Source organism: Nocardia sp. bgisy134, from assembly GCF_057708325.1.
In genome coordinates, this window is sequence record NZ_JBYIRW010000001.1 from 539,972 (window position 1) to 564,823 (window position 24,852).

The 24,852-nt window shown below is 67.6% G+C and carries 20 protein-coding genes and 1 tRNA gene; 13 read left to right on the forward strand and 8 right to left on the reverse strand.

Annotation, left to right across the window (positions count from 1 at the left end; genetic code table 11):
• Positions 1–118: 118 nt before the first annotated feature.
• The 3 genes from AC3ERS_RS02360 to dnaG all read left to right on the forward strand — a co-directional run bounded on the left by AC3ERS_RS02360 (position 119) and on the right by dnaG (position 4,140).
• Positions 119–814 carry a YdcF family protein gene (locus tag AC3ERS_RS02360; protein WP_431962943.1) on the forward strand — a complete coding sequence of 232 codons (696 nt, stop codon included), beginning with the start codon at positions 119–121 and terminating at the stop codon, positions 812–814.
• 4 nt (positions 815–818) lie between these two features.
• Complete coding sequence (locus AC3ERS_RS02365; protein ID WP_431962945.1) at positions 819–2,078, forward strand: deoxyguanosinetriphosphate triphosphohydrolase; 1,260 nt, start codon at positions 819–821, stop codon at positions 2,076–2,078.
• A gap of 151 nt (positions 2,079–2,229) precedes the next feature.
• Positions 2,230–4,140, forward strand: a complete 1,911-nt coding sequence (gene dnaG / locus AC3ERS_RS02370) for a DNA primase (RefSeq protein WP_431962947.1) — start codon at positions 2,230–2,232, stop codon at positions 4,138–4,140.
• Positions 4,141–4,313: 173 nt separating this feature from the next.
• On the opposite strand, the gene AC3ERS_RS02375 is transcribed toward dnaG, so the two are convergent.
• The gene (locus tag AC3ERS_RS02375) at positions 4,314–4,562 is read right to left on the reverse strand and encodes a hypothetical protein (protein WP_431962949.1); all 249 of its coding nucleotides are present in this window, start codon (positions 4,560–4,562) and stop codon (positions 4,314–4,316) included.
• A 222-nt stretch (positions 4,563–4,784) separates the two neighbouring features.
• On the opposite strand from AC3ERS_RS02375, the gene AC3ERS_RS02380 reads away from it, so the two are divergent.
• Positions 4,785–4,857: transfer RNA gene (locus AC3ERS_RS02380), tRNA-Asn, on the forward strand.
• A gap of 24 nt (positions 4,858–4,881) precedes the next feature.
• Here the strand turns inward: AC3ERS_RS02380 and AC3ERS_RS02385 are convergent.
• Positions 4,882–5,100 (reverse strand): hypothetical protein, encoded by a 219-nt coding sequence (locus tag AC3ERS_RS02385; protein ID WP_431962951.1) that lies wholly within the window; start codon positions 5,098–5,100, stop codon positions 4,882–4,884.
• Positions 5,101–5,329: 229 nt separating this feature from the next.
• Here AC3ERS_RS02385 and AC3ERS_RS02390 point away from each other — a divergent pair, with 229 nt between their 5' ends.
• Complete coding sequence (locus AC3ERS_RS02390; RefSeq protein ID WP_431962953.1) at positions 5,330–6,445, forward strand: MAB_1171c family putative transporter; 1,116 nt, start codon at positions 5,330–5,332, stop codon at positions 6,443–6,445.
• 44 nt (positions 6,446–6,489) lie between these two features.
• Here the strand turns inward: AC3ERS_RS02390 and AC3ERS_RS02395 are convergent, their stop codons facing one another.
• Entirely contained in the window at positions 6,490–9,777 is a 3,288-nt protein-coding gene (locus AC3ERS_RS02395; protein ID WP_431962955.1) for a protein kinase domain-containing protein, read from the reverse strand.
• Positions 9,778–10,034: 257 nt separating this feature from the next.
• On the opposite strand from AC3ERS_RS02395, the gene AC3ERS_RS02400 reads away from it, so the two are divergent.
• Both AC3ERS_RS02400 and AC3ERS_RS02405 read left to right on the forward strand, forming a co-directional pair.
• Positions 10,035–13,325 carry a protein kinase domain-containing protein gene (locus AC3ERS_RS02400; protein WP_431962956.1) on the forward strand — a complete coding sequence of 1,097 codons (3,291 nt, stop codon included), beginning with the start codon at positions 10,035–10,037 and terminating at the stop codon, positions 13,323–13,325.
• Between the two features lie 184 nt (positions 13,326–13,509).
• On the forward strand, positions 13,510–13,983 hold the full coding sequence (locus tag AC3ERS_RS02405; protein ID WP_431962958.1) for a flavodoxin family protein: 474 nt from the start codon (positions 13,510–13,512) through the stop codon (positions 13,981–13,983).
• Between the two features lie 185 nt (positions 13,984–14,168).
• Here the strand turns inward: AC3ERS_RS02405 and AC3ERS_RS02410 are convergent, their stop codons facing one another.
• Positions 14,169–15,722, reverse strand: a complete 1,554-nt coding sequence (locus AC3ERS_RS02410) for an acyl-CoA carboxylase subunit beta (RefSeq protein ID WP_431962960.1) — start codon at positions 15,720–15,722, stop codon at positions 14,169–14,171.
• 293 nt (positions 15,723–16,015) lie between these two features.
• On the opposite strand from AC3ERS_RS02410, the gene AC3ERS_RS02415 reads away from it, so the two are divergent.
• Entirely contained in the window at positions 16,016–16,546 is a 531-nt protein-coding gene (locus tag AC3ERS_RS02415; RefSeq protein ID WP_431962962.1) for a flavodoxin family protein, read from the forward strand.
• A gap of 102 nt (positions 16,547–16,648) precedes the next feature.
• On the opposite strand, the gene AC3ERS_RS02420 is transcribed toward AC3ERS_RS02415, so the two are convergent.
• Complete coding sequence (locus AC3ERS_RS02420; protein WP_431962964.1) at positions 16,649–17,416, reverse strand: SDR family oxidoreductase; 768 nt, start codon at positions 17,414–17,416, stop codon at positions 16,649–16,651.
• A 68-nt stretch (positions 17,417–17,484) separates the two neighbouring features.
• Between AC3ERS_RS02420 and AC3ERS_RS02425 the strand changes: the two genes are divergently transcribed.
• The 3 genes from AC3ERS_RS02425 to ppnP all read left to right on the forward strand — a co-directional run bounded on the left by AC3ERS_RS02425 (position 17,485) and on the right by ppnP (position 19,859).
• The gene (locus tag AC3ERS_RS02425; protein WP_431962966.1) at positions 17,485–17,832 is read left to right on the forward strand and encodes a winged helix-turn-helix transcriptional regulator; all 348 of its coding nucleotides are present in this window, start codon (positions 17,485–17,487) and stop codon (positions 17,830–17,832) included.
• A gap of 335 nt (positions 17,833–18,167) precedes the next feature.
• Complete coding sequence (locus tag AC3ERS_RS02430; RefSeq protein ID WP_431962968.1) at positions 18,168–19,343, forward strand: serine hydrolase domain-containing protein; 1,176 nt, start codon at positions 18,168–18,170, stop codon at positions 19,341–19,343.
• Positions 19,344–19,547: 204 nt separating this feature from the next.
• Positions 19,548–19,859 carry a pyrimidine/purine nucleoside phosphorylase gene (gene ppnP / locus AC3ERS_RS02435; protein WP_431962970.1) on the forward strand — a complete coding sequence of 104 codons (312 nt, stop codon included), beginning with the start codon at positions 19,548–19,550 and terminating at the stop codon, positions 19,857–19,859.
• Between the two features lie 59 nt (positions 19,860–19,918).
• On the opposite strand, the gene AC3ERS_RS02440 is transcribed toward ppnP, so the two are convergent.
• From AC3ERS_RS02440 to AC3ERS_RS02450, 3 genes are all read right to left on the reverse strand, one after another.
• Positions 19,919–20,800 carry an SDR family NAD(P)-dependent oxidoreductase gene (locus AC3ERS_RS02440; RefSeq protein ID WP_431962972.1) on the reverse strand — a complete coding sequence of 294 codons (882 nt, stop codon included), beginning with the start codon at positions 20,798–20,800 and terminating at the stop codon, positions 19,919–19,921.
• A 110-nt stretch (positions 20,801–20,910) separates the two neighbouring features.
• A complete protein-coding gene (locus tag AC3ERS_RS02445) occupies positions 20,911–21,501 on the reverse strand; it encodes a TetR/AcrR family transcriptional regulator (protein ID WP_431962974.1) in 591 nt (196 codons plus the stop codon).
• Between the two features lie 74 nt (positions 21,502–21,575).
• A complete protein-coding gene (locus AC3ERS_RS02450) occupies positions 21,576–22,454 on the reverse strand; it encodes an MmyB family transcriptional regulator (protein WP_431962976.1) in 879 nt (292 codons plus the stop codon).
• A 146-nt stretch (positions 22,455–22,600) separates the two neighbouring features.
• On the opposite strand from AC3ERS_RS02450, the gene AC3ERS_RS02455 reads away from it, so the two are divergent.
• Complete coding sequence (locus tag AC3ERS_RS02455; RefSeq protein ID WP_431962978.1) at positions 22,601–23,020, forward strand: nuclear transport factor 2 family protein; 420 nt, start codon at positions 22,601–22,603, stop codon at positions 23,018–23,020.
• Between the two features lie 100 nt (positions 23,021–23,120).
• The gene (locus AC3ERS_RS02460) at positions 23,121–24,653 is read left to right on the forward strand and encodes an HD domain-containing phosphohydrolase (RefSeq protein WP_431962980.1); all 1,533 of its coding nucleotides are present in this window, start codon (positions 23,121–23,123) and stop codon (positions 24,651–24,653) included.
• Positions 24,654–24,852 lie beyond the last annotated feature (199 nt).

Below are 24,852 nucleotides of genomic sequence, written 5' to 3' on the forward strand. Positions count from 1 at the left end.
CGGTCGGCGCAGCCGCGCCGGATGCGGGCCGCCGGGCGGATTCCCTTCGCGTATCGATGCGGCCACACCCCGTGCGCAGGTCGGCGAGGAGTCGGGGTGACCTGGCAGACTTGGTGAAGTGATTTCGGCACCTCAGCGCAGCACGCCGGCCTCGGCGCACGAATCCGGCCTCGTGCGCGGGGCCGGAGCCGGGGTGGTGCGCTGGACCCGGCGGATCCTGATCGCCGCGGTGCTGATGAGCCTGGTGTTGGTCGGCGGCACCGCTTTTCGGGTCTGGCAGGTCGCGCGGATCGACGACTACACCAAGGCCGACGCGATCGTCGTACTCGGCGCCGCACAGTATTCGGGCACACCGTCCTCGGTGTTCGAGGCTCGCCTGGACCAGGCGTATCAACTGTTCGAGGCGGGTATCGCGCCATGGGTGATCACCGTCGGCGGTAAGCAGGAGGGCGATCTCTACACCGAGGCCGCCTCCGGCAAGAACTATCTCCAGCGGCGCGGCGTACCGGCCGACCGCATCCTCGCCGTCGAGACCGGCTCGGACACGCTGCGCAGCGTCGAGGCCGTTGCCCTGGCCATGAAGGCGCGCGACATGTCCTCCGCCGTGCTGGTCAGCGACCCGTGGCATTCGTTGCGCACCCGCACCATGGCGCGCGATGCCGGGCTGCACGCGTGGACCGCGCCCACCCGCACCGGTCCCGCCGTCTACACCCGCGAATCCCAGGCGCACGGCATCGCCAGGGAGACCTTCGCGCTGCTGTGGTACCAGCTGACGCATTTCTCCGCCGACTTCCCCTACACCGCGGGTCAGTGACTCGATGGACAGCTATACCGACCACGACCGGGAACGGATGGCCGCCGAGGGCGCCAAGACCGCCGGCCTCGCCCCGCCCCGCAGCGAGTTCGAGAACGGCCACCGCACCGAGTTCGCCCGCGACCGCGCCCGTGTCCTGCACTCCGCGGCGCTGCGCAGGCTCGCGGACAAGACCCAGGTGATGGGCCCGCGCGACGGCGACACCCCGCGCACCAGGCTCACCCACTCGCTGGAGGTCGCCCAGATCGGCCGCAGCATCGCCGACGGTCTGCGCTGCGATCCCGACCTGGTCGACCTGGCCGGGCTCGCACACGACATCGGCCACCCGCCCTACGGCCACAACGGCGAGATGGCCCTCGATCAATTCGCCGACGCGCACGGCGGATTCGAGGGCAACGCGCAGAACCTGCGCATCCTGACCCGCCTCGAACCCAAGGTGCTCACCTCCGACGGCGCGAGCGCCGGGCTCAACCTGACCCGCGCCGCCCTCGACGCGGCGATCAAATATCCGTGGGGCAGAACGGGATCCGGCACGAAGTTCGGCGCCTACGATATCGACCTGGACCGGCTGGCGTGGATACGCAAGGGCGCGCCGGACCGCAGGCGCAGCCTGGAATGCCAGATCATGGACTGGTCCGACGACGTCGCCTACTCGGTGCACGACGTCGAGGACGGCATCATCGCGGGCCGTATCGACCTGCGCGCCCTCGCCGACCCGTCCGAACAGTGCGAGCTCGCCCGCATGGGCCACGCCCAGCACGGCAGCCTCACCACCGACGAGCTGATCCAGGCCGCCCAGCGTCTGTCGGAACTGCCGGTGGTCGCCGCGGTCTTCCGCTACGACGGCACCCTCACCGCCTCGGTCGCCCTGAAACGACTCACCAGCGAGCTCGTCGGCCGTTTCGCCACGGCCGCCATCATGGCCACCCGCGCCGTCGCGGGCCCCCAACCGCTGTCCCGCTACGCCGCCGACCTCGAGATCCCGCCGGTCGCCGCCGCCGAAGTGGCCATGCTCAAAACCGTCGCCCTGCGCTACGTCATGTCCGACCCCGACCACCGGCGCCGCCAAGCCGCCCAGCGTGAACGCATCCTCGCCGTAGCCGCCCGCCTGCACACCGAAGCCCCCCGCCACCTCGACCCCCAACTCCTCCCATGGTGGCACGCCGCCACCACCCCGACCGCCGAGATCCGCGTCATCGTCGACCAGATCGCCTCCTACACCGAAAGCCGCTTCGAACGCCTCGCCGACTATTTCGGCTGTTGACGTAATCATTACGTCATTACGTCATTGCCTCGCTGGTCCGCGCCGGGGTTCGGTCGCAGTTCGACGTCCGTGTGATCGACCCCTGAAGCGCGCCGTTCCGGAGAACCGGTGCCGCTGCCTCGGTAGTCGCCGGACTGGCTAGACTCGTCGCGTGGCCGGACGACTCCCTGATCGCGATATCGCGGCAATACGCGAACGCGTCCGGATCGAAGACGTGGTGGGGGAGTACGTCGCGTTGAAGCGTGCGGGCGCGGACTCCATGAAGGGGCTTTGTCCGTTCCACGACGAGAAGTCGCCGTCGTTCCACGTGCGGCCCAATCACGGCCTTTTCCACTGCTTCGGGTGCGGCGAGGGCGGGGACGTCTACAAGTTCCTGCAGAAGATCGAGCACATCGGCTTCGTCGAGGCCGTCGAGCAGATGGCCGACCGGATCGGCTACCAGATCAACTACGAGGGCGGCGGCACCTCGGTGCAGCGCGATCGAGGCACCCGTGCCCGCCTGGTCGCCGCCAACGCCGCCGCGCACGAGTTCTACATGGCCCGGCTGCGCGAGCCGGAGGCCGAGGCGGCGCGCAAATACCTCACCGACCGCAACTTCGACGGCAACGCGGCCCTCCAGTTCGGCTGCGGCTACGCCCCGGACGGCTGGGACGCGCTCACCAAGTACCTGCTCCGCAAGGGCTTCGACTTCAAGGAGTTGGAGGCCGCGGGCCTGTCCAAGCAGGGCAAACGCGGCCCCATCGACCGCTTCCACCGCCGCCTGCTGTGGCCGATCCGCAATCTCGGCGGCGAGGTCATCGGCTTCGGCGCCCGCAAGCTCTTCGACGACGACACCATGCCCGGCAAGTACGTGAACACGCCGGAAACGTTGCTGTACAAGAAGTCTCAGGTGCTGTTCGGCCTCGATCACGCCAAGCGCGAGATCGCCAAGGGCCGCCAGGCCGTCGTGGTCGAGGGCTACACCGACGTGATGGCCATGCACCTCGCCGGCGTGAAAACCGCCGTCGCCTCCTGCGGCACCGCCTTCGGCGACGAGCACATGGCGATCCTGCGCCGCCTGCTGATGGACGACAACTTCTGGCGCGGCGAGATCATCTACACCTTCGACGGCGACGCGGCGGGTCAGGCGGCCGCGCTGAAGGCCTTCGCGGGCGATCAGAAGCTGGCGGGCCAGACCTACATCGCCGTCGCGCCCGACGGGCAGGACCCGTGCGAGCTACGCCAGCGCTCCGGCGACGGCGCGGTCCGCGACCTGATCGCGCGGCGAACCCCGCTGTACGAGTTCGTGATTCGCGGCCTGCTCGCCGAACACAACCTGGACGCGGTCGAAGGCCAGGTGGAAGCGCTACGCCGCGCCGTCCCCGTGGTCGCGCAGATCAAGGACAACGCCACCCGCAAGGCCTACGCCACCCGCCTCGCGGGCTGGGTCGGCTGGGACGACATCCAGACCGTGGTGCGCCGCGTCGGCGAGGAAGCCAAGCGCAACCGTCTCGGTGGGCCGCGCCGCGCTGAAGCCCCCGCGCCGACCGCCAAGGTCACCGAGCACCCTGCCGCCCGCCCCAACCCGAACGACCCGGTGCTGCTGCCGCAACGCCAAGTCCTCTGCGCCGCTTTGCAATACCCGGCGATCGCGGGCACGGTGTTCGACGCGCTGGAGACCGAGGCGTTCACCCACCCCGCCTACGTCGCGGTCCGCACCATGGTCGCCGAAGCGGGCGGCGCGTCCGCCGGACTGAGCGGCGCGGAATGGGTCAACGCCGTCACCGACGCCACCGACGACCTCACCCTGCGCGCCCTGGTCTCCGAACTCGCCAACGAGCCGCTGCCGGTGAAAACCGTCGACGACATCCCGCGCTTCATCACCGGCGTGCTCGCCCGCGCCCAGGAGGCGTGGGTCGGCCGTCAGATCGCGACGCTGAAATCCAAGCTGCAACGGCTGTCCGCCACCGAACAGACCGACGCCTACATGGCGCTGTTCGGTGATCTTGTCGCGCTGGAGCAGTACCGAAAGAGCCTGGAAGCTCAGGCGATGGGTAACTCCGACGATTTCGCCGCTGGGTGATCGCGGGTCTGTCACTCAGAGCTAGACGCTCCCGAGGTGGCGGCCCTACTGTTGCCCGCTGATCGACGAGCGCGGCTCGGGGCGCTGATGAGTATGGCTGGGCTCGGGACGATGACCGCCGACCCGATCGCAGTCGTGGTCGGCGGCGTCTGTTCGCTCTACGCTCGCGTCGCTCAGCGGCGCCGCAGCTGATCGTGCGGCACGAGCACGGTGGTGCGCTCGTCCAACGGCACCATCGGCTCCAGCTGCGGACGGGTGCTCAACTTGTCCGACAGTCGCTGCCGCCCCACCTGCACCAGCTTTCGGGTCACCGGACTCGAGGTGACCGCGCGTGTGGCCGCGCTGATCTGTTCGTAGCGAGCCCGCCCGGCCTTACTGCCGAGCACGTAACCGGCCGCGACGCCGATGATCAACCGCAGCATTCCTCGAGCTCCTCCCAATCGCCTGTGCGCGGCTACCATCCTGCCCGACGCCCGGTCCGCCTGTCGATCCGGCACCGAGTTACCCCTGAGACACCAGGTACCCCACCAACCCCACGCGCACCCCGGCATCACCCCAGGTAGACGCGCGATTTGGGAACCCGCCCGGCAATACGCTAAAGTTTCACCTCGGCCCGCCCAGTACGGGAGAGCCGCCCAGAATAGTCCCCTATAGCTCAATTGGCAGAGCAGCCGACTGTTAATCGGCAGGTTTCTGGTTCGAGTCCAGATGGGGGAGCCGAGAACGGCCCCTGACCAGCGCTTAGCGTACACGGTCGGGGGCCGAATTCGTTTCCAGACCGCGAATAGCGCCGGAAAGTCTCTCAAAAGTCGAAATCTGTCCTGCACCGTCGCTGTCCTGCTCACGGTGACCGAGCCCGCCCATGACCGCACTGTGGATCACCACCGCAGCGTCATGGTGCACCCGCCCGCGAGCCATGTACTTGCGCTGAGTCATCGCCGGATCGGCGTGCCGCAACATGCGTCCGCACCTCCGCTTCGACCTCGGCTGCCGTGTCGAAGGCCACCGAGTGGCGCACTGCCCGCAAGTATCCGAGCGATCGCAACCGCCGAGCACCGTCGATCGGATGAAATCCAAGACAGGTCAATGGTTGCCGGGTATAGGTGATCCGGCGCCGCGTGGTTGTGCACCCGAGGCGGCAGTATCCTCCGACCGGACACGAGTTCCGCCGGACCAAGAGGATGCGTCGATGTCGTCTCCGATACCGGGAGTCCTGGCCTGGGCGGTGATCGGCTACGTCACGGTTCTCCTGTCGGTTCGGTTATGGCTCGGCGGCGGCGCTGTTATGGATCGGCTCGTGAACCACACGGGCCTGTGGAGCATCGCGACCCTGCTGGTATACCGGTGCGCATCGACGCCGACCATCGACGACCCGGCGAATCAGCTTGCCCTGGGCGGCGTTCTCATGATCACCACATACCAGTACAGCATCGATCGGATCGTCAGCGCCGATGCCGAGCCGGATGCCGTATGGCGCCACCAGCGCAACGCCGCTCTGCTCGCCTCGGCCGTGACGGCCTCGACAGTCCTTGCCGTGGCATCGGCGAGATACTCGGGACGATCGGTCGACCTGCGCCTCGCGGGGGTTGGACTGGTCATCGGTTGCGCCTTCGCCGTCACGTACAACACGGTCGTGCTCACTCGCGCGTGTCTCGGCGTACTCCGCGATGTCGATACCCCGCGCGCGGCGCGGATCGTGTGTGGCGTCCTGATCGCCGGCAATGTCGTTCTCTGGGGCGCGCTGGCACTCTCGCTTTCCCAGCTGGCCACCGGATGGCCCGGCGGACCGCAACTGTCGCTGGTCCAGGCCGCGTTCGCCCTGTGGGTCGCGATCAATGCGACACTGCACGCGATACCGCTGATCGCGGAGCTGGTGCTGCGCGCGGGTATGGATCGCGCCACCAGAACCTGCCGTCGACTGTTGCCGCTGTGGCGTGATCTCACCGCGGCGGTCCCGGAGATCGTCATGCCCGTCGATGCGCGGCACGGCTCGGATCCAGCCACCCGTCTACTGCGGATGACCGTGGAGATCCGCGACGCAATGCTTCACCTAGGCGCTTACCTCCCGGCCGAAACCGGTGAAACGCAACGCAATACCGTGCGAGAGCCCGAATCGGACCGAGAGCTCACCGATTACGCCCATCGGCTGATACGGGCGGCGCAGGCCAGAAAGGCGGGCCTACCGCCCGCCGGCACCGGGGCGCCATCGTCATTGCCGGTGGTCGCGCACGATTTCGACGCCGAACTCGCGCACCTGATCGATCTGGCCCGCATCTGGCCGAAGGCCAAGGCCGCGATGGAATGAGCCGATCGCGCAGACCTGGACGTAGACGGTTCGCCGATGACCGGCTAGCTCCGCTCGGCGACCCAGGCGGCGATCTGGGCGCGTGAGGTGAATCCGAGTTTGGTCAGGATGTGTTCGACGTGTCCCTGCGCGGTGCGCAGGGAGATGCTCAGGCGGGTGGCGATGGCCTTGTTGGTGAGGCCGTCGGCGATCAGGCCTGCCACCTCCTGTTCCCGGGCGGTCAGCTCCGCCGAGGGGCCGGCAGCCGTTGCTTGCGGTTGCTCTCCCAGGGCGTAGCCGATCGCGGCGTCGAGGTCCAGCGCGGCCCCTTCACGGAAGGCGGTCTCGAATGCTCGCCGACCGAGTTCGTGACGCGCCGCTCGTTCGCACTCGTCGTGGTGGACCATCAGGGTCGCAAACGGCACGGTGGCGATGCCGGTCGACCGAGACTGTGCTGTCGCAGCGCCCAGCAGCACGGCGGCGCGCCGCGCACTGCCCTGGCTTCCCACAACCCACGCGAGTATCTCCAGGGCTATGCCGCCCATCAATTGATCTTTTTGCTGCCTGGTCAGCTGCAATTCCTGCCGTAGCAGCGCTAGCGCACGATCGCGGTCGGCCTGGCGCCACGCGGCCACGGCCGCGCCCCACAGGACATAGGAACGATGGAGGGAATCGCCGTGAGATTCGGCGATCGCCAGCGCCTTCTCGTGGTACGGACGAGGTGCCGCGCCATCTCTCTGCAGTTCCTGCGTCCAGCAGAGCGCGATGAGGGTCCATATCTGTCCGTAGACGTCACCCTGCGCGGTGAACGATTCGAGGGCGGCTTCGAGAGGGGCGCGTACGGGCGGAGGGCCGCCGCTGCTGACCGCGCGGAGGGCTTGGGTGAGCTCCGCGAAGGCGTGCACGATCGGGTGCTCGGTCTGTTCGGCGAGCCTCTGCGCCTGCATGAGCAGGGCGGACAGCGCACGGGAATCGTCTTGGGCCGCAGTGACCAGCGCAGCGCGCCACAGTGCCTTGGCGCGTAGCGGAGTGGCGGCAGCGGGACCGGTGGCAAGGGCGCGGTCGAGCCAGCGCCGCTCCTCACCGAGCTGGCCGCGGGGGAGCCAGAACAGCTGCAGGGCCGCCGCGAACGACAGCGCGGCCTCGGATTTCGATTCGGTGTCGTCGAGGCAGAAGGCCAACGCCTCGCGCAGGTTGGGTTGCTCGCGGTCGAGGCGGGCGATCCAGTCGAGCTGGCGGGGGCTGATCCAATCTGCCTCGGCGTCTTCGGCCAGTTGCCGGTACCAATCCGTATGTCGGCGTCGGAGTTTCGTGTATTCACCAGTTTCGTCGAGTTTGTCGCGGCCGTATTCGCGTACCGTCTCGAGCAGCCGGAACCGCACCGCCGGACCCGACTCCTCCCTGATCAGGATGGATTTGTCGACCAGGGCGGTCAGCACGTCGAGCAGGTTCTCGTCGCCGAGGTCGTCTCGGCAGACCTGTTCGGCCGCGTCGAGTTCGAAGCTGCCTGCGAACACCGAGAGCTGGGCCCACACTGCTTGTTCGGCCTTGGTGCACAGCGAGTAACTCCAGTCGACGCACCACCGCAGGGTCTGCTGACGGCTCGGCGCGGTGCGGCTGCCGCGGGTCAACAGCGCATATCGATCGGTGAGGCGTTGCCGGATCTGCTCGGGTGACAACGCTCGCAGCCGGGCTGCGGCCAGCTCGATCGCCAAGGGCAGCCCGTCGAGGCGGCGGCAGATCTCGGTCACCGTCGCGAGGTTGTCCTCGGTGAGGGCGAAGCCTGGCACGGCCGCGGCGGCCCGCTCGACGAACAGGGTGACCGCGTCGTAGCGCGGCGCACCGCGCAGTGTCGGCCGCCGATCCGGATCGGGAACGGTCAGCGGTCGCACGCGTAGGACGGACTCCCCGCCGATGCCAAGGGGCTCGCGGCTGGTGGTGAGGATCCGCAGTGCCGGGCACGCCCGCAGCAAGGTCTCGGCAACCTTCGCCGCGGCATCGACGATTTGTTCGCAGTTGTCCAGCACCAGCAGCAGCCGCCGTGAAGCCAGGTGGTCGACCAGCACCTCGAGAACCAGCCGTCGGCGTGGTCGCAATTCCAGAGCCGTGGCGATCACCTCCGGCAGCAGGCCGCCGTCGTGCAGCTCGGCGAGCTCGACCAGCCACACCCCGTCGGCGAAATCCCGTTGCGCCCCGGTGGCGACCCGCGTCGCCAGTCGGGTCTTGCCGACCCCACCGATCCCGGTCAACGTCACCAGCCGGGAGCGTGCCAGCAGACTCTTGACCTCGGCCAGTTCGACTCGGCGGCCGACAAAGCTCGTCAGCTCGAGTGGATGAGGCGCTTTTGCGCTGACCGACGAAGCGGACGGCACAGGACCCAGAACCGGCGAGCGACCGGTGGTCGGCGGAATCAAGGAAACCGGAGCGCTCTCGGGCCGCCCCCCATCTGCTTCGGCCCGCACGGCTATCTCGTCGACCGGCAACCCGCGTCCGGCCTGCAGTCGTTGCAGTTGCTCACCCAATGCCGCCGCGGAGGGCCGTTGTTCGGAGGTGCGGGCCATGGCATGTTCGATCACCTGCGCGAGGTCGTCATCGATGCCGTGCTCGCGCAGGTTGGGCAGCGGCTGAGTGGTGATCCGCACGAATTGCGCCACCACCTGCTCGCCGCTGCGTCGCTCGAACGCCGCGTGCCCGGTCAGCGTGGCGAACAATGTCGCGCCGAGTCCGTACACGTCGGCGGCGGGGGTGGGTGCCGCACCGCCCAGTACCTCCGGTGCGGTGAACGCGGGTGAACCGGCGACCGTGCCGGTCGCGGTGTGGAACCCGTCGGGAATTCGCGCGATGCCGAAATCGGTCAGCGCCGGCTCACCGTAATCGGTGATCAAGATGTTGCCGGGTTTGACGTCGCGGTGCAGGATGCCGAGCCGATGTGCGGTCTCGAGAGCCCCGGCGAGCTTGACCCCCAGACGAAGCACCTCCTCGACCGACAGGGGACCGTGACTGCGGACACGGGCGTCGAGAGAATGCTGCGGGTAGTAGGGCATCACCAGATAGGGCAGCCCGGACGTGGCGGTGGTGCCGACCTCGAGCACCTCCGCGATATTGGGGTGCCCGGTCAGCCTGCCCATCGCCCGCTGTTCCCGGACGAACCGCTCCTGATTCCCCTCGTCCAGGTCGGCGGTGAGCACCTTGATCGCCACCGTCCGGTCCAAAGCGACCTGGGTGCACCGATACACCACCCCGAATCCGCCGCGCCCGATCTCGTGCGCGTCTGCGAATCCGACCGCCGCCAGCTCCGCCGTGATCTCGGGGATCACGGCGCGCTGTGTCTTCAACGAATCGTTTTCGCCCATGCGCCGGTCCTGCTTCGTGCCGTGCTCAGGATATCGCGCAGTCCATCCTGGTCACGGCTCCTTTCCGCCCCCGGCCTGCGACTCGGCCGTCGCGTTGCGGCACCGCGCCGGCAACACGGCGGAACCGGTTCCCCGCACGCGGGCGGCAACGAGACCCGTGGTCCCTCACCCGGCGATATTCTCGAGGTAGTCATCGAGAGGCGAGCAGGACAATGATGCTGTTGCCATGGCGTGGTTCGGACGTATCGGTGTAGTCGATGACCGACGCCGATCCCTTCGCGACGCAACGTGACGCGTCCGGTTCGGTCGCGGCGGAGCTGGCGGCGGCCGGGTTCGACGACGCCATGGAGATCGGCCGCGGCGGGTTCGGTGCCGTCTACCGGTGCACGCAGGCCGAGCTCGATCGTGTGGTAGCGGTCAAGGTGCTCACCGCCGATCTCGACGAGGACAATCGGGAGCGGTTCTTCCGCGAGCAGCGGGCCGCGGGTCGATTGACCGGGCATCCCAATATCGTGCATGTCCTCCACGCTGATGTGACCGGCAATGGTCGGCCTTTTCTCGTGATGCCGTACTACCCGCGCAGTTCTCTCGAGGCGCGGATCCGCAGCGACGGGCCACTGGAGTTGCAGGAGGTGCTGCGCCTCGGGGTGAAGCTGGCTGGAGCTCTGGAGACGGCGCATCGCTTCGGGGTTCTGCATCGCGATGTGAAGCCCGCGAACATCCTTTTCACCGATTACGACGAGCCAACGCTGGTGGACTTCGGAATCGCCCATTTCGCAGGCGGTTTCGTCACCGGCACCGGCATCGTGACGGGTACGCCGGCTTTCACCGCGCCGGAAGTGGTCGCGGGCCAGTCACCGAGTCCAGCCACGGACGTCTATGGCTTGGGCGCGACGTTGTTCGCCGCGATCACCGGTCATGCCGCTTTCGAACGTCGCAGCGGTGAGCAGGTGGTGGCGCAGTTCGTTCGGATCACCTCCGAGCCGGTCCCGGATCTGCGGGAGCAGGGCATTGCCGCGGATGTCAGCGCCATCGTCGAACGAGCCATGGGCAGCGACCCGCGCAGCCGCCCGTCCGCGGCCGAACTGGGTGAGCAACTTCAGGCATCGCAACGCCACCATGGTTTCCCCGTCGACGAGATGGCCTTGCACACCCCGTCCTCGGCCGAGCATGGGGCCGAGCCAGACGGAAAGGGAACGTCCCCCTCGCGCGGATCGCGCGAGCCTCGACCGCCGGAGTCTTCTTCGGGTTCGGGCCGACCGGGCAGGGTTCCGTTGGAGCTGACCAGTTTCGTCGGCCGGCGCACGGAGTTGACCGAAGCGAAGAACTCGTTGTCGGCCGCGCGGTTGGTGACGTTGACCGGGATGGGTGGGGTGGGCAAGACGCGGCTGGCGGTGCGGGTGGCCACTGACGCGCAGCGTGACTTCGCCGACGGCGTGGTTTTCGTGGAGATCGGCGAGGTGCGTGACGAGTCGCTGCTGGCGAGCATCGTGGCGGCCGCGCTGGGGTTGCAGGACCGGTCGGTGCGGCCCTTGCTCGACGTGCTCGCCGAGTTCCTGGCCGATCGGGAATTGCTTCTCGTGCTGGACAATTGCGAGCAGATGGTGGCCGGGGTGGCCAAGCTCGCCGAGTCGCTGCTTCGTGCGTGCCCGGGGTTGCGGATTCTCGCGACGAGTCGCGAGCCGATCGGCCTCGACGGAGAAGCGGTACTGCCGGTACACCCGCTTGCGGTCCCCGATCCCGATCGGCTACCGAGGAGCCTGTCCCGCAACGACGCGATGCGATTGTTCGCCGAGCGGGCCGCCGCGGCTGTCGCGGGCTTCGAGCTGACCGAGGACAACAAGGTCACCATCGCCCGGATCTGCCGTCAGCTGGACGGCTTGCCGTTGCCGATCGAGTTGGCGACGGCCTGGTTGCGGGCGATGTCACCCGAGCAGATCTTGCAGCGGTTGACCGATCGGTTCGCATTGCTCACGCGTGGTAGGAGAGGCGCCCCGGCGCGGCAACAGACCTTGCGACTGTGTATCGACTGGAGCTACGACCTCTGCACACCGTCCGAGCAACGAGTGTGGTCCCAGCTGTCGGTGTTCGCCGGAAGCTTCGACCTGGAGGCCGCACAGTTCGTCTGCGGGAATGATTCTGCGGCAGAGACCCTTTGGGATACGATCGCCTTCCTCGTCGACAAGTCGATCCTCATCCGGGAGGAGTCGGGTAGCTCGATGCGGTTCCACATGCTCGACACCGTGCGCGACTACGGCCAGGAAAAGGCGCGCCAGTCGGGCGAATATCTCGAGGTTTGCCGCCGCCACCGCGACTGGTATCAACGGCTTGCTTTCGATGCGAACGCCGGCATGACCAGTTCCCGAGCGCTCGAATGGATTTCCCGGTTGAACAGGGAGCAACCGAATCTGCGGCAGGCGCTGGAATTCTGCGTGTCCGACAACCCCGAAGCCGGGATTCGGCTCGCCGTAGCTCTTTCCAGCTCCTGGTTCTTTCAGGGCTTGCTCGGTGAGGGGCGGCGCTGGCTCGAGCGCCTGCTTGCCCGGTGCACCGGAGCAGCCACCGTCGACCAGGCCGCCGCGATCTACGTCGCCTCGCTGATGGCCGCGGTGCAGGGCGACCTTCCCGCGGTGGCGCGTCTGGTGCGTGATGGGCGAGCGCGCGTCGAGCAGGCGCCCGATCCACTGGCTCGCGCACACATCGACTTCGCCGACGGAGTCCTCGCACTGTTCGGTGGGGACCCATCCACCGCGCGCCCATATTTCGAGAAAGCCATCCGGGTGTACGAGGAACGAGCTGAAGTCCCGTTCCGGGTCGATGCTGTGATGTTCCTCGGTCTCACCCACGAGTTTCGCGACGACACCGACAGGGCAGTCGAGTACTACGAGCACGCGATCGCGCTCACCGAAGAGCACGGCGGTACGATTTTCCAGTCCTACGTGCTGTGGTGGCTGGCTTTCGCGCTGTGGCGGCAGGGCCATCCCGAGCGGGCGACTCAGTTGCTCGCGGAGGCACTGCGGCTGAGCCGGATGCTGAAAGATCGTGCGAACGCGGGTATTTGCCTGCAAGCGCTGGCGTGGATCGCCGCCGAAGGACAGGATGCGGAGCGTGCTGTCGTGTTGACCGCGGCCGCCGAGCGGATCGGCCGGTCGGTGGGCACGGTGCCGGTGATGTTTTCGGACCTGAGCGTCCACCAAGAAGAGTACGAGCGCCGGACGCGACAGGCACTGAGCAATCGGAGGTACTCCGCCGCCCAGCGGGAAGGCGCTGCGCTCAGTTTCGACGCCGCGATCGCCTATGCCTTGGGTGAACACACCGCGCAGGCACCGGCCGACGTTACCGGTCGCAAGCTGACGAAACGGGAACGGGAAGTCGCCGAACTGGTCGCCGAAGGGCTCACCAATCGGGAGATCGCCACTCGCCTCGTCATCTCACCGCGAACCGCCCAGGGGCATGTGGAGCACCTGCTGACCAAGCTGGATTTCACCTCGCGGGCACAGATCGCGGCGTGGATCGCGGGATCGCGGGACGAGATTTCGGAACCGTGAGCGCGCTGTTCCGCCGAACGAGAAGACTCAGCCGCCCGCGCTCGAATTCTCAGCGATGCATGGGATCTGCTGGGCTCAGCGCGCCCCGCCGCAACCGCTAGGGTCGAGGCAGGACAGATGGGAGCCGGTGACTCGGTCCAGCGAGCGCCGGACTCGAATGCGGAAAGTGAAGGGGGACATAGTTATGAAGGCCATCATCGTGTGCACCTCGGTGTCGCACGGCAACACCAAGCGGGTCGCCGACGTCATGGGGCAGGCCCTGGAGGCCCGTGTTGTCGAACCCGGCCAGGTCGATGCGGCCGAGCTCGCCACCTATGACCTGGTGGGGTTCGGCTCGGGGATCTTCCTGGGATCGTTCCACGCTGACTTGCGCGAGTTCGTTCAGTCGCTTCCGGTGGGGCGGCGAGGCAAGGCATTCGTGTTCGCCACCAGTGGATTTCCCGAAGCGGGATTCCAGCGCTTCTCCCGCCCCCTCGTGCGGCTTCTCGAGCAGAAGGGCTTCGAGGTGGTCGACACCTTCTCGTGTCGCGCGTTCGACACCTACCTCCCGTTCAAGCTCGTCGGCGGTATCCGGAAGGGACGACCGAACGCGGCCGATCTCGCGGCAGCGCGCACATTCGCCGAAGGGCTGCGCGCCCGCATCGGCGCCACGCTCTGACCCCTGCCGGGGAATTCGGCTGCCCGCCACCGAACTGTGCTGTTCGGCGGCGGGCACCGTGCCCATGCCCGCCAGCGGATGTGCGCTGCGCTGGGCCCGAAACCTGTTGAACGCGAACGGCGGACGTCATGGCCGCACGATGGATCATCCTGTCACTGACCGGGCGGATCAGTGGTTCGGGAAGATCACATCGGGTACACCGGGTGCTTGCGCGGGTTGAACTCCGGCTTGACCGGCGGCTTGTCGCGCAACAAGCGCAGCGCGCTCCGGATCTCCAGACGGGTGCGCGCCGGCTCGATGACCGCGTCGATGTAGCCGCGTTCGGCGGCGATCCACGGGGTGGCGATCGTCTCGTTGTACTGGTTGACCATGAACTCGCGCGCCGCTGCCCGGTGCTCCTCCGGCACCGCCGCCAATTGCCGCCTGCCGATGAGGTCGACCGCGCTGTCGGCGCCGATCACCGCGATCCGGGCCGTCGGCCAGGCGAAACTGATATCGGCACCCACCTGCCGGGCCGCCATCATGCCGTAGGCGCCACCGTAGGATTTGCGCACGACCAGGTTGATGATCGGGACCGTCGCCTCGATGATCGCCCGCGGGACCCGGCCGCCGCGGATGATCACACCATTGGCTTCCTGCTCGAGCCCCGGCAGCACGCCCGGGGTGTCGGCGACGAACACCAGCGGGATATTGAACGCGTCGCAGAGCCGGATGAAGTAGGTCGACTTGTCCGAGCAGGCGGCGTCGATGGAACCACCCAACACCAACGGCTGATTGGCGATCACACCGACCGGATAACCGTCGACCCTGGCGAACCCGGTGATCAGATTCGGCGCGAAGGCTTCGCGGACCTCGTGGAATTCACCGTCGTCGAAGATCCGCAGCAGGATCTCGTGCATGTCGTAACCGGAGCGATCGGAATCCGGGATGATCTTGTCGAGCTCCCGATCGGAAGCGGTGATCTCCGGCTCCAGGCCGGGGTTGACGATCGGCGGTTGCTCGAGGCAGCTCGTCGGCATGTAGCTCAGGTAGTTGCGGGCCCAGTCGTAGGCTTCCTGCTCGGTGTCGGCCACGTGATGCAGGGTGCCGCGTTCGGCCTGCACCTTGGCGCCACCGAGTTCCTCGGCGGTGATGTCCTCACCGTTGACGGCTTTGATCACCTCCGGCCCGGTGACGAACATGTAGGAATCCTTGGTCCCGATGAGCACGTCGGTGTTGATCGGCCCGTACACCGAACCCGCGGCGCACTTGCCGAGAATGATCGACACCTGCGGCACATACCCGGACAGTTTCTCCAGCACCCGGGAAATATCACCGAACGAAGCGATCGAACCCACCGCGTCCTGGATGCGCGCACCGCCAGAATCATTGATCGTCACCACCGGGCACGCGGTGTCGAACGCGAGTTGCAGCGCCCGCATGAACTTGCGGGCGGACGTGATACCGACCGACCCGCCGTACACGGTCTGGTCGTGGGCAATCACCACCACCGGACGGCCCCCGATCAGCCCGCGACCGGTGACCAGCCCGTCACCGTAGAGAGCATCCGGTTGGCCGGGCTGACGAGCCAACGCACCGGTCTCGATGAACGTCCCGCGGTCGAGCAGCATGTCCACACGCTGGCGAACGCTCGGAATGCCCTTCTTCTCCCGCTTGGCGACACCGGCCTCACCTGCCGGTTCTTCAGCGATCGTCAGGATCTTGGCCAGTTCGTCGATCTTCGCCTGGGTACCTGCCACGCTCGCTGCCACCTTCCAAACCAACTGTTGTGCCGTCGCGACGTTAAGCGGTATCGACACGAATTGCGTCATTGAACCGGAGATACGGGATAAATCACAGTCGAGGCCGGACGTACATCACATCCCACCCAACAAGTTCGAACGTGGTCAGCGGTATGCCTGTCGCTGACCACCTCGAGAGAGTCGCCTGAGCGACGGCAGGATGCCACCCTCAGGCCCCACCGCTCTCAGTGCAGGAGGCCGACTGAGCACGTCACCACAACGGCTACGCTGGCCGGGCGGAGCAGTCGCTCGTGACCCCGATCCGACTGCACCGCACCGAAATCGGGAAAGCGAAGGGGGACATCGCAATGAAGGCCGTCATCGTCTGCACCTCGGTGTCGCACGGCAACACCAAGAAGGTCGCCGACGTCATCGGGCAGGTTTTGGAGGCCCGTGTCATCGAACCCGGTCAGGTCGAGGCGGCCGAGCTTTCCACCTATGACCTTGTGGGATTCGGCTCGGGGATCTTCCTGGGGTCCTTCCACGCAGAGCTGCGTGAGCTCATCCTGTCGCTGCCGGAGGGCCAACCGCGCAAATCGTTCGTGTTCGCTACGAGTGGGTTTCCCGAGGCGCGGTTCCAGCGCTTCTCCCGGCCCCTCGTGCGGATGCTGGAGCAGAAGGGCTTCGAGGTGGTCGATGCCTTCTCGTGCCGGGCATTCGACACGTACGCGCCGTTCAAGCTCGTCGGCGGTATCCGGAAGGGGCGGCCGAACGCCGCGGATCTGGAGGCGGCGCGCACGTTCGCCGAAGGACTGCGGACTCGCATCGGCGCCACATCCTGACGAACATCGCGTTCGAAAAATTTCGCCTCGAGGGGAGGTGGTGAGCCGGTTGGACAGGCCCACCTCCTCGACCACTGAGCGCCAACCAGCTCGTCGAAGCCGCTAGTCGATCGACGTCCCCGCGAGGTAGTCGTCGCCGCCGATGTAGACGGTGTGGCCGGATTCGGTTGGGGCCGTAGTGGCGTCGGCGATGGCGGTGGCGAATTCCTCGATGGTGGGGAGGGGGCCGTGGTCGCGGCGGGTGGTGACGGCGCCGGGGTTCCGGCGTTCGAGGAGGCGGACGATGATGGTGCCGTCGATCATGTCGCCGGAGACGATGGTGAGGGTGATGCCGCGGGTGGCGAGTTCGGGGATGAGGGCGCGGAGGGCGTCCTCGCCCGCGCGTTTGCTGGCGGCGATGGGTTCGTAGTCGGCGGGGACGGGTTTGCGGCCGTGGAAGTGGGCCTGGTGGCTTGTGACGAAGACGATGCGCGCCCCGGATGGCATGAGGGGCAACGCGAGGCGGGTCAGGCGTAGCTGCGCATCGCGGTTGATGGACATGGCGTAGTCGGGGGCGGCGTCGCGTTCGAGCCCACCGGATGCGTTGAGTACCAAGACATCCAGGCGGCCGAAGCGGTCGGCGAGGTCGGCGATCAGTGCGCTGGCCGCGGTTTCGTCGGAGACGTCCGCGCCCGCGATCGATGCGCTGCCGCCCGCGGTAGTGATCTCGTCGGCGATGGTCTCGGCGCGGCGGCGCTTCTCGCGGTAGTTGACGACCACGTGGTCGCCGCGGGCCGCGAGGATGCGGGCCGTGTCGGCGCCGATACCGCGGGAGGCGCCGGTGATGAGGGCGATTCGCCGGTCGGAGGAGATGTCCTGTTCGTGCACCACGTTCCTTTCCTCGGCGGACCGCCGCCCGCGCCACTGCTTCTAAAACAGAATCACTATCGTGGTTCGAAATGAGAAGCGCAAGCGGTGCGAAGCCGTCGCGGGGCGAGGCCGACCCCGCGAACGAACCGATGCTGGCCGCCATGGAACTGCTCGGCCAGCGGTGGATGCTGCGCATCGTGTGGGAGCTGGAGCCCGGCACGCTGGGCTTTCTCGAACTGCGGCGCCGGATGGGGCAGTGCTCGTCGAGCATGCTGTCGGTGCGATTGCAGCACCTTCAGGCGGCGGGGCTGATCGTCAAGAAGCCTGATAAGTCGTACGAATTGACCACGGCCGGAAGGGAACTCGGCCAGGCACTGCGTCCGGTGTGGGAGTGGTCGCAGCGATGGGCGACGTCGTTTCCTGTGGTGGTCGACTGAGCGGGCGGGTGGTGTAGCGCCGCCGATCGCTCGTGGATCAGCTGACCGCCTCGGCGTAGATCGGGATTCCCGGGGGAGACCGCTCGGCCACGGCAGGCTCTCGTCCATGCCACCCATTCCCGGCTGGCTGCTGACGGCGCGTCGACTCCCGATGGCTCCGCGGAGACGGGCAGCTCGACTGAAGGTGCCTCGCCGGGCACCGGCGATTCAGTGGGCTCGGCTGATGCGGTCAGTTCGGCGGCGTCTTCGCAGCGGAAGCGCAAGACGGCGCTCGAACGCGAACCGCATTGCTAAATCGGTATTCTCGTCGAAGCGACATACGTCGAGGGGGGACAATGCGAATACTGAGATGTGCCGCAGCCATCGTTGCTGTCGTTGCGCTGACCGGCTCGGTCGCCACGAGCGCCGCTGCCGTGCCCGGTGCCGATCGCAGCACGGTGCATCAGGCGATGCGGGAGCTCGTCGCGGCCGGTGCGACGGGTGTGCAGATTCGAATCCACGACGAAGCGGGCGACTGGACAGGCAGTGCGGGCGTCGCGGAAAGGGATCGGACCGAGGGTGTTCCGACGGACGGACGGTTTCGGGTCGGCAGCATCACGAAAACGTTCGTCGCGACAGTTGTGCTGCAGTTGGTCGCCGAGGGCAGGCTACAGCTCGATGATCCGGTGCATCGGCATCTGCCCGAGTTCGGGCTGGATCCGCGCATCACCGTGCGGATGATCCTGCAGCACACCAGCGGCCTGCGCACCCATACGACGGAGCCGAAGCCGGACGGGACATTCGAGCCGGGGCTGATCGACGATGTCGAACGCACCTATCTCCCCGCGGACATGGTGCGGTTCGTCGCGGCCAAACCGTTGAAATTCGAGCCGGGTACGAACTGGGCGTATTCGAACACGAACTACCTGCTGGCCGGACTGCTGATCGAGAGACTCACCGGAACCCCCTATGCGTGGCAGGTGTACCTGCGAATTGTCGCGCCGCTCGGTATGTGGCGTACCGAGTTGCCCGGAGCCGGTAGGGAGATTCTCGGACCTCACGCCCACGGGTACATGGATTTCCCGGACGACGATGCGACGCTCGTGGACGTGACTCGACTGAATCCATCCTTTGTCGGCGCTTCCGGCGAAATCATCTCCACCACACAGGATCTCGATGTCTTCCTGGCCGCTCTGCAAGGAGGTCGACTCCTTCCGCCCGCCCTGGCCGCCGCGATGCGCGACTTTCGCCCGGTGGAGTCCATCGCGAGTTACGGCCTCGGGCTCTCGCAGTTCGCGTTCCGTCCCGACTGCGTCGCTCAGGGGCACAATGGCCGCATGCCCGGCTATACCTCCCAGATGTACGGCACCGCCGACGGCCGGGCGCGCGTGACGATATCGGTCACCGAAGGAGCCCTGGACCCGCTGAGCGGCGCCTTTCATGCGTCCGTGGCGCGGCTGCTGTTCACGGCGCTGTGCGGTCCCGTCGGCTCCGGAATGCCGACGGCCGGTACATGGTGGCCTATCGGGTGACGATCCGCACCCCTGTGATCGGGCTCGGCCAGGTCGCGACCGACGCCGAGGCTCGGACCGAGCTGGGGCGATCGCAGGCTCGGCCGACGTCGTTGGCGGACCTGACCTTTGTGCGGCAGCGGCTCGTGTTCTCCCAGGTAGGCGCGGGAGCCGCCGCGCCACTGCAGTAGGCTGACGACTCCACTTCAGCACGGGAAAGAGACCATGTCGCAGTTCGAGAATGTCAGCGTCACCAAGAAGGCCAACGTCTACTTCGACGGCAAGTGCGTCAGCCACAGCATCGAGCTGGCCGACGGCACCGCCAAGTCGGTCGGCGTCATCCTGCCCTCGACCCTGACGTTCAACACCGGCGCGCCGGAGATCATGGAGCTCATCGAGGGCGAGTGCAAGGTCACCCTCGCCGGTGCGACCGAGGCCGTGACGTACAAGGGCGGCGAGTCGTTCGATGTGCCCGGCGACAGCTCGTTCCAGATCGAGGTGCTCGACACGGTGCACTACGTCTGCCACTTCGGCTGAGTTTCGGACTTCGCTCCGAGGAGGGAGCGGAAACATCCGATCGGTGGACTGCGCAGGACTCACTGACTTTCGGTGAGGGGCGCCAGCCGCCGGCTGAGCTCGAGGACGTTCTCGACCGTCCTGGTATCGGTGCTTCCGCGGAAGGCTGGGACGGGGTGGGCCTTGGGGCCGATGAGCAGGCCGGTCTGCCCGTCCAGGGAGGAGTCGGTCGCGGCGAAGATCGACGGCCGGGCGGCTACCGACGCGGGGCCTGCGGTGGCGTGTTCGAAGGTTCGACGAACCAACGGCCACATCAGGCGCAGTCCCGGAGAGACGATCTTCGGTGATCGCATGGTGCCGTCGGTCATGTCCGTTGCGGCGCCGCCGGGGTCGGCCGCGAATACCGAGACACCTGAGTCACGTAGGCGCTCGGCCAAGTCCAGTGCATAGGCAAGGTTGGCGAGCTTGGCTCGGCCATACCAGTGGAAGCCGTAATAGCCGCCCGGGGGTTCGATGGCGTCGAAGGTGCGCTTGGCCACCCGGATCGCACCGGAGCTGACGTTCACGATCCTGCTCGGCGCGCCGGCTCGGAGCTGATCGAGCAGCAGTTCGGTCAGGAGGTAGGGCGATAGGTGGTTGACGGCGAACGTCGCCTCGATGTCGTCGACGGTCTGCTGCCGGTCTGCGAACATCGCGCCGACATTGTTGACCAGAACCTTCAGCGGTCCCTCGGCCGCCAGCTGTGTGGCGAGCGCGCGCACGTTGCCGAGCGATGCGAGATCGGTTGCCACAAAACGTGGCTCGGCTTCGGTGGCGGCCGCCGCGATCCGCTCGACCGCGCGGGCGCCGCGCTCGACGTTGCGGCCGACCACGGTGACGGCGAAGCCGCGCGCCGCTAGACCTATCGCCGTCTCGAGACCGATTCCGCCGGTCCCCGCCGTTACTACTGCTCGTTGTTCCACAGGCCTGCCCTCGCTACGCTTCCATCGAATCGGATAGCTATCCGGTTCCTTCGGCAACTTAGCAGAACGGATAGATATCCGCTTATTGGAGTTCGGGATGAGACGGTCGGTCAGCGCGCGGGCCGCAGGCCCTCGAGGAGGACGTCGAGGTAGGTCTGGGTGCGCGTCGAGTCGCTGTCGCCGGAGCGCAGGGCATGCTCGATGCCGCACAGCAGGCGGCGCACATCGTCCGGCTCGATGTCGCGTCGGATGGCGCCGGTCACGCGCGCACGGTCGAGCAGAGTCGCGACGGCGCTGTCGAGTTCGGCCTTCATAGCTGAGGTCCGTGTCTCGGCGTCATTCGCTGACTCGAGCACAGCCGCGAACCCTGCGTCGTCCAAGGCGCGTTCGAGGGCAAACCGCAGTAAGCGGTGCAGACCCACCAGTGCATCCTCGTCGGCGGCGGCAGCCTGCGCCTCGCCGACGAGCTCTTGGAAGCGCTCCGCCAACAGCGCCTCCCGCAACGCATGGCGGTTGGGAAAGTGCCGGTACACGGTTCCCACGCCCACTCCGGCGAGCCGGGCGATGACGTTCAGTTGGAGCGAGTCGTCACCGGCGGCCAGTTGCTCGCTGGCGACCTGTAACACCCGGGCACGATTTCGCGCGGCGTCGGCCCGCAGCACTGGTTCCTGCTCAGCTTTCGGTGTCACGGCGCCCAGCATAGTGGGGCGAGTTCCTCAGCCGGTCCAGGATTCCTGCCGCGCAACGCGGCAGATGAGGACATTTCGCTTGCGGATCAAGGAGCGTGGGTTGTCCGATTCGTGGTGTCGAGGCTCGTATCGGTGAGGTCCTGGGTACCGATGACGGCGAGCAGTCGCAATTGTTCGACCGCGGGGCTCCCCGGCGGGGCCGTGAAGAATTGGAGCCGTTGACGCCCGTCCTCGCTGAACAGGTTCTGGCAGTTGACATCCAGCACGCCGAGCGTGGGGTGGTCGATGCGTTTGCGGTCGCCGCGCCGGACGGCCACGTCGCCGGTATCCCAGAGTTCGGCGAACTCGGCGCTGGCCCGGCGCAGGCGCGCGACCATATCTCTGGAGCGCGCGTCGTGGTCGCGGCGGACGACAGCGGCACGCAGGTCGGACACCATCACCTTGGCATGGTGCGGATGGTCGGCCTCCGGATACACGGTTCGGCTGGCCGGGTCGGTGAACCAGCGGTAGACGAAGCTCGTCGCGTGACCTTCGGCCGGGACCGGTGGGCCGAGCAGCGCCACGGCCAGCCGGTTCTGCACCACGGTTTCGTGCAGGTCGGTGATGATCTGCGCGGGGGTGGCGTGCAGCTCGTCGAGCAGTGCCAGCAGGGCTGGTTGGACGTGTGCGGTGGTCCCGCTCTCCGTGGCGGGCTCGCGTCCGGCGAGCCGGAACAGGTGGTCGCGTTCGTCGGAGTCCAGCCGCAGGGCGCGGGCAAGGGCGGCGAGCATCTGGGGCGATGGTTGCGCGCCACGGGCGCGTTCGAGTTCGATGTAGTAGTCCACGGACGCGCCCGCCAGCTGCGCGACCTCGTCGCGCCGCAGGCCGGGGACGCGGCGGCGCGAACCCGTGGGCAGACCGACCTCGGTGGGCGTGATCCGCGCGCGGCGCGATTGCAGGAAGGCTCCGAGTTCAGGCAGGTCCACCTGGCCATTCTTATCGGGCACGGCCAACGGAAGCCAGGGGGTGCGGACCCCTGGCTGCGGAGATCTCGTAGGTCGTTCGGCCGATGCGTGCCGGGGGCGGATGTCGAGAGGATGGGCGCCGGTATCCGAAAAGAAAGGTGAACATCATGAGCGGCAGTCGGATCACGGAACTGCGGGAGACGGCCAATGAGGCCGTGGTGGCCGGAATGTACCTCGATCTCGCCGAGGGGAACGGCGAGGCTCTGCTGGCGACGCTGAGCCCGCAGATCAGGTGGACCGTCACCGCTGGTCTGCCCTACGGCGGCACCTACGTCGGCCCCGATGCGGTGGCGAGCAATGTGTTCGCCCGATTCACCACCGAGTGGGTGGACTTCGCGGTGATCCCGGACGAACTGTTCGGTGTGCGGGATGTGGTGCTCGCGCTCGGCCACTACGTCGGGCAGCGCCGGGAGACGGGTAAGGCGATGCGCGCCCGGTTCGTGCACGTGTGGCGGATGGAGGGCCGGGTACCGGTGGAGTTCGAGACGATCGCGGATACGCACACTATGGTCGCCGCGATGTCGTGACCCCGCGCTGGTGCGATGACCAGACCGGTCCCGGGTCGGGGCCGGTCTGCCCTGTGGCCGAGGTCTGCCGCAAGGGTCACGCGATGTTAGTGTCGGGCTGATGCGATCGGTACGAATAGCGGAAATGCTTGCGGCGCTGTCGCTCACGACCGATCTCGCGGCGGGTGTGCCGTTCGAGAAGGGGCTGCGCACGTGTGTGGTCGCCACGGCATTCGCGGAGTCCTTGCTCGGCGCCGATCCGGTGACCCTTCGGGTGGTATTCGAGACCGCGCTGTTGCGCTCGATCGGCTGTACGTCGTTCGCGCCGGAGCTGGCGGCGATCTTCGGTGACGATGTCGCGTTCCAGGCGGCGCTGAAAACCCTGGATCCCGGTGACGAGGCGATGTTCGCCGCGCAGCTGCGCGACTTCGGCCACTGGGCCGGAGCCGATGCACCGCGGCTCGCGCGGACTCTTGTCGAAGTGCTCCCGACGGTCGGTGTCGAGGCGATGCGCAACGGGTGCGAGGCCGGCCGGGCACTCGGCGGCGGGCTCGGCCTGCGGTCGGATTCGATCCGTGCCCTCGACGATGTGTACGAGCGCTGGGACGGCCGCGGTATTCCGGACGGTCGTGCGGGCGAGGATCTTTCGCTGGCCACGCGGGTGATCCACCTCGCCGAGCAGGCGGTACTCGCCCATGCGGTGGGTGGACTGACCGGCGCGGTGTCCGAGATCCGGCGCCGGGGCGGCCGGCATCTCGATCCGCATCTGGTCGAGGTGTTCTGCGCCGATCCGGGTGCGGCGTTGGCCCCGCTGGAGCACCCGGACGCGATCGCGGCCGTGCTCGCGGTGGAACCGGTACCGCACATCACAGTCGCGTCCGACGCGCTGCCGCGGCTGTGTGCGGTGCTGGCCCGGCTGGTGGATCTGAAGAGCCAGTGGTTGCTCGGCCACAGCGAGCATGTCGCCGCCTTGGCGGCGGGTGCGGGCAAGCTTGCCGGTCTGGATGCGGCCGCGGTCGTCGAATTGCGGTGCGCCGCTCTGCTGCACGATCTCGGCCGGGTCGGCGTGCCGAGCAGCATCTGGGATCGGCCCGGTCCGCTGGGGATCGCCGAGATGGAACGGGTCCGGATGCACACCTACTGGACGCAGCGGGTGCTCGATCGGGTGCCCGCGCTGGCGCATCTCGCGCCGATCGCGTCCGCCCATCACGAGCGGGCCGACGGCACCGGCTACCACCGCGGCGATTCGTCCACGCAGTTGCCGTTGGCCGCCCGCATCCTGGCCGCCGCCGACACCTTCGCCGCGCTCACCGAACCCCGTGCGCACCGTGCGGCGTTCGATCCGCAGGCCGCGGCCGAGCTGCTGATGAAAGAGGCCGACGACGGCACGCTCGACCGGCAGTCCTGCGCGCTGGTCATCGAGGCCGCGGGCCAGCCCCGGCCGCGTCAGGGGCTGCCCGCAGGCCTGACCGAACGGGAAGTGGAGGTGCTCTGTTTGGCCGCCCGCGGCCTACGCAACCGGGAAATCGCTGAGCGGCTGCGGATTTCGGACCGGACGGTGGGCCACCACCTTGCGCACATCTACAACAAGACCGGACGGCGAACCCGGGCCGGTGTCGCGGTCTTCGCCATGGAGCACGGCCTGTTGCCTTAGCTCCGCGCGTGCGAAGCTGCGCAGCAGCTCGTGAAATCGGTAGTGGCCATGTCTGATCGGCTCCAGCATGCCGTGGTCGACCAGGTCCTCGCACAATCGTTCGGCCGCACGGTGATCGCGCTCCAGCGCACCCGCGATCACCGGCAGTGTGAGTACCGAGGTGTCGACCCGGGCGAGCAGTCGGAATGCCTGTGCCGCT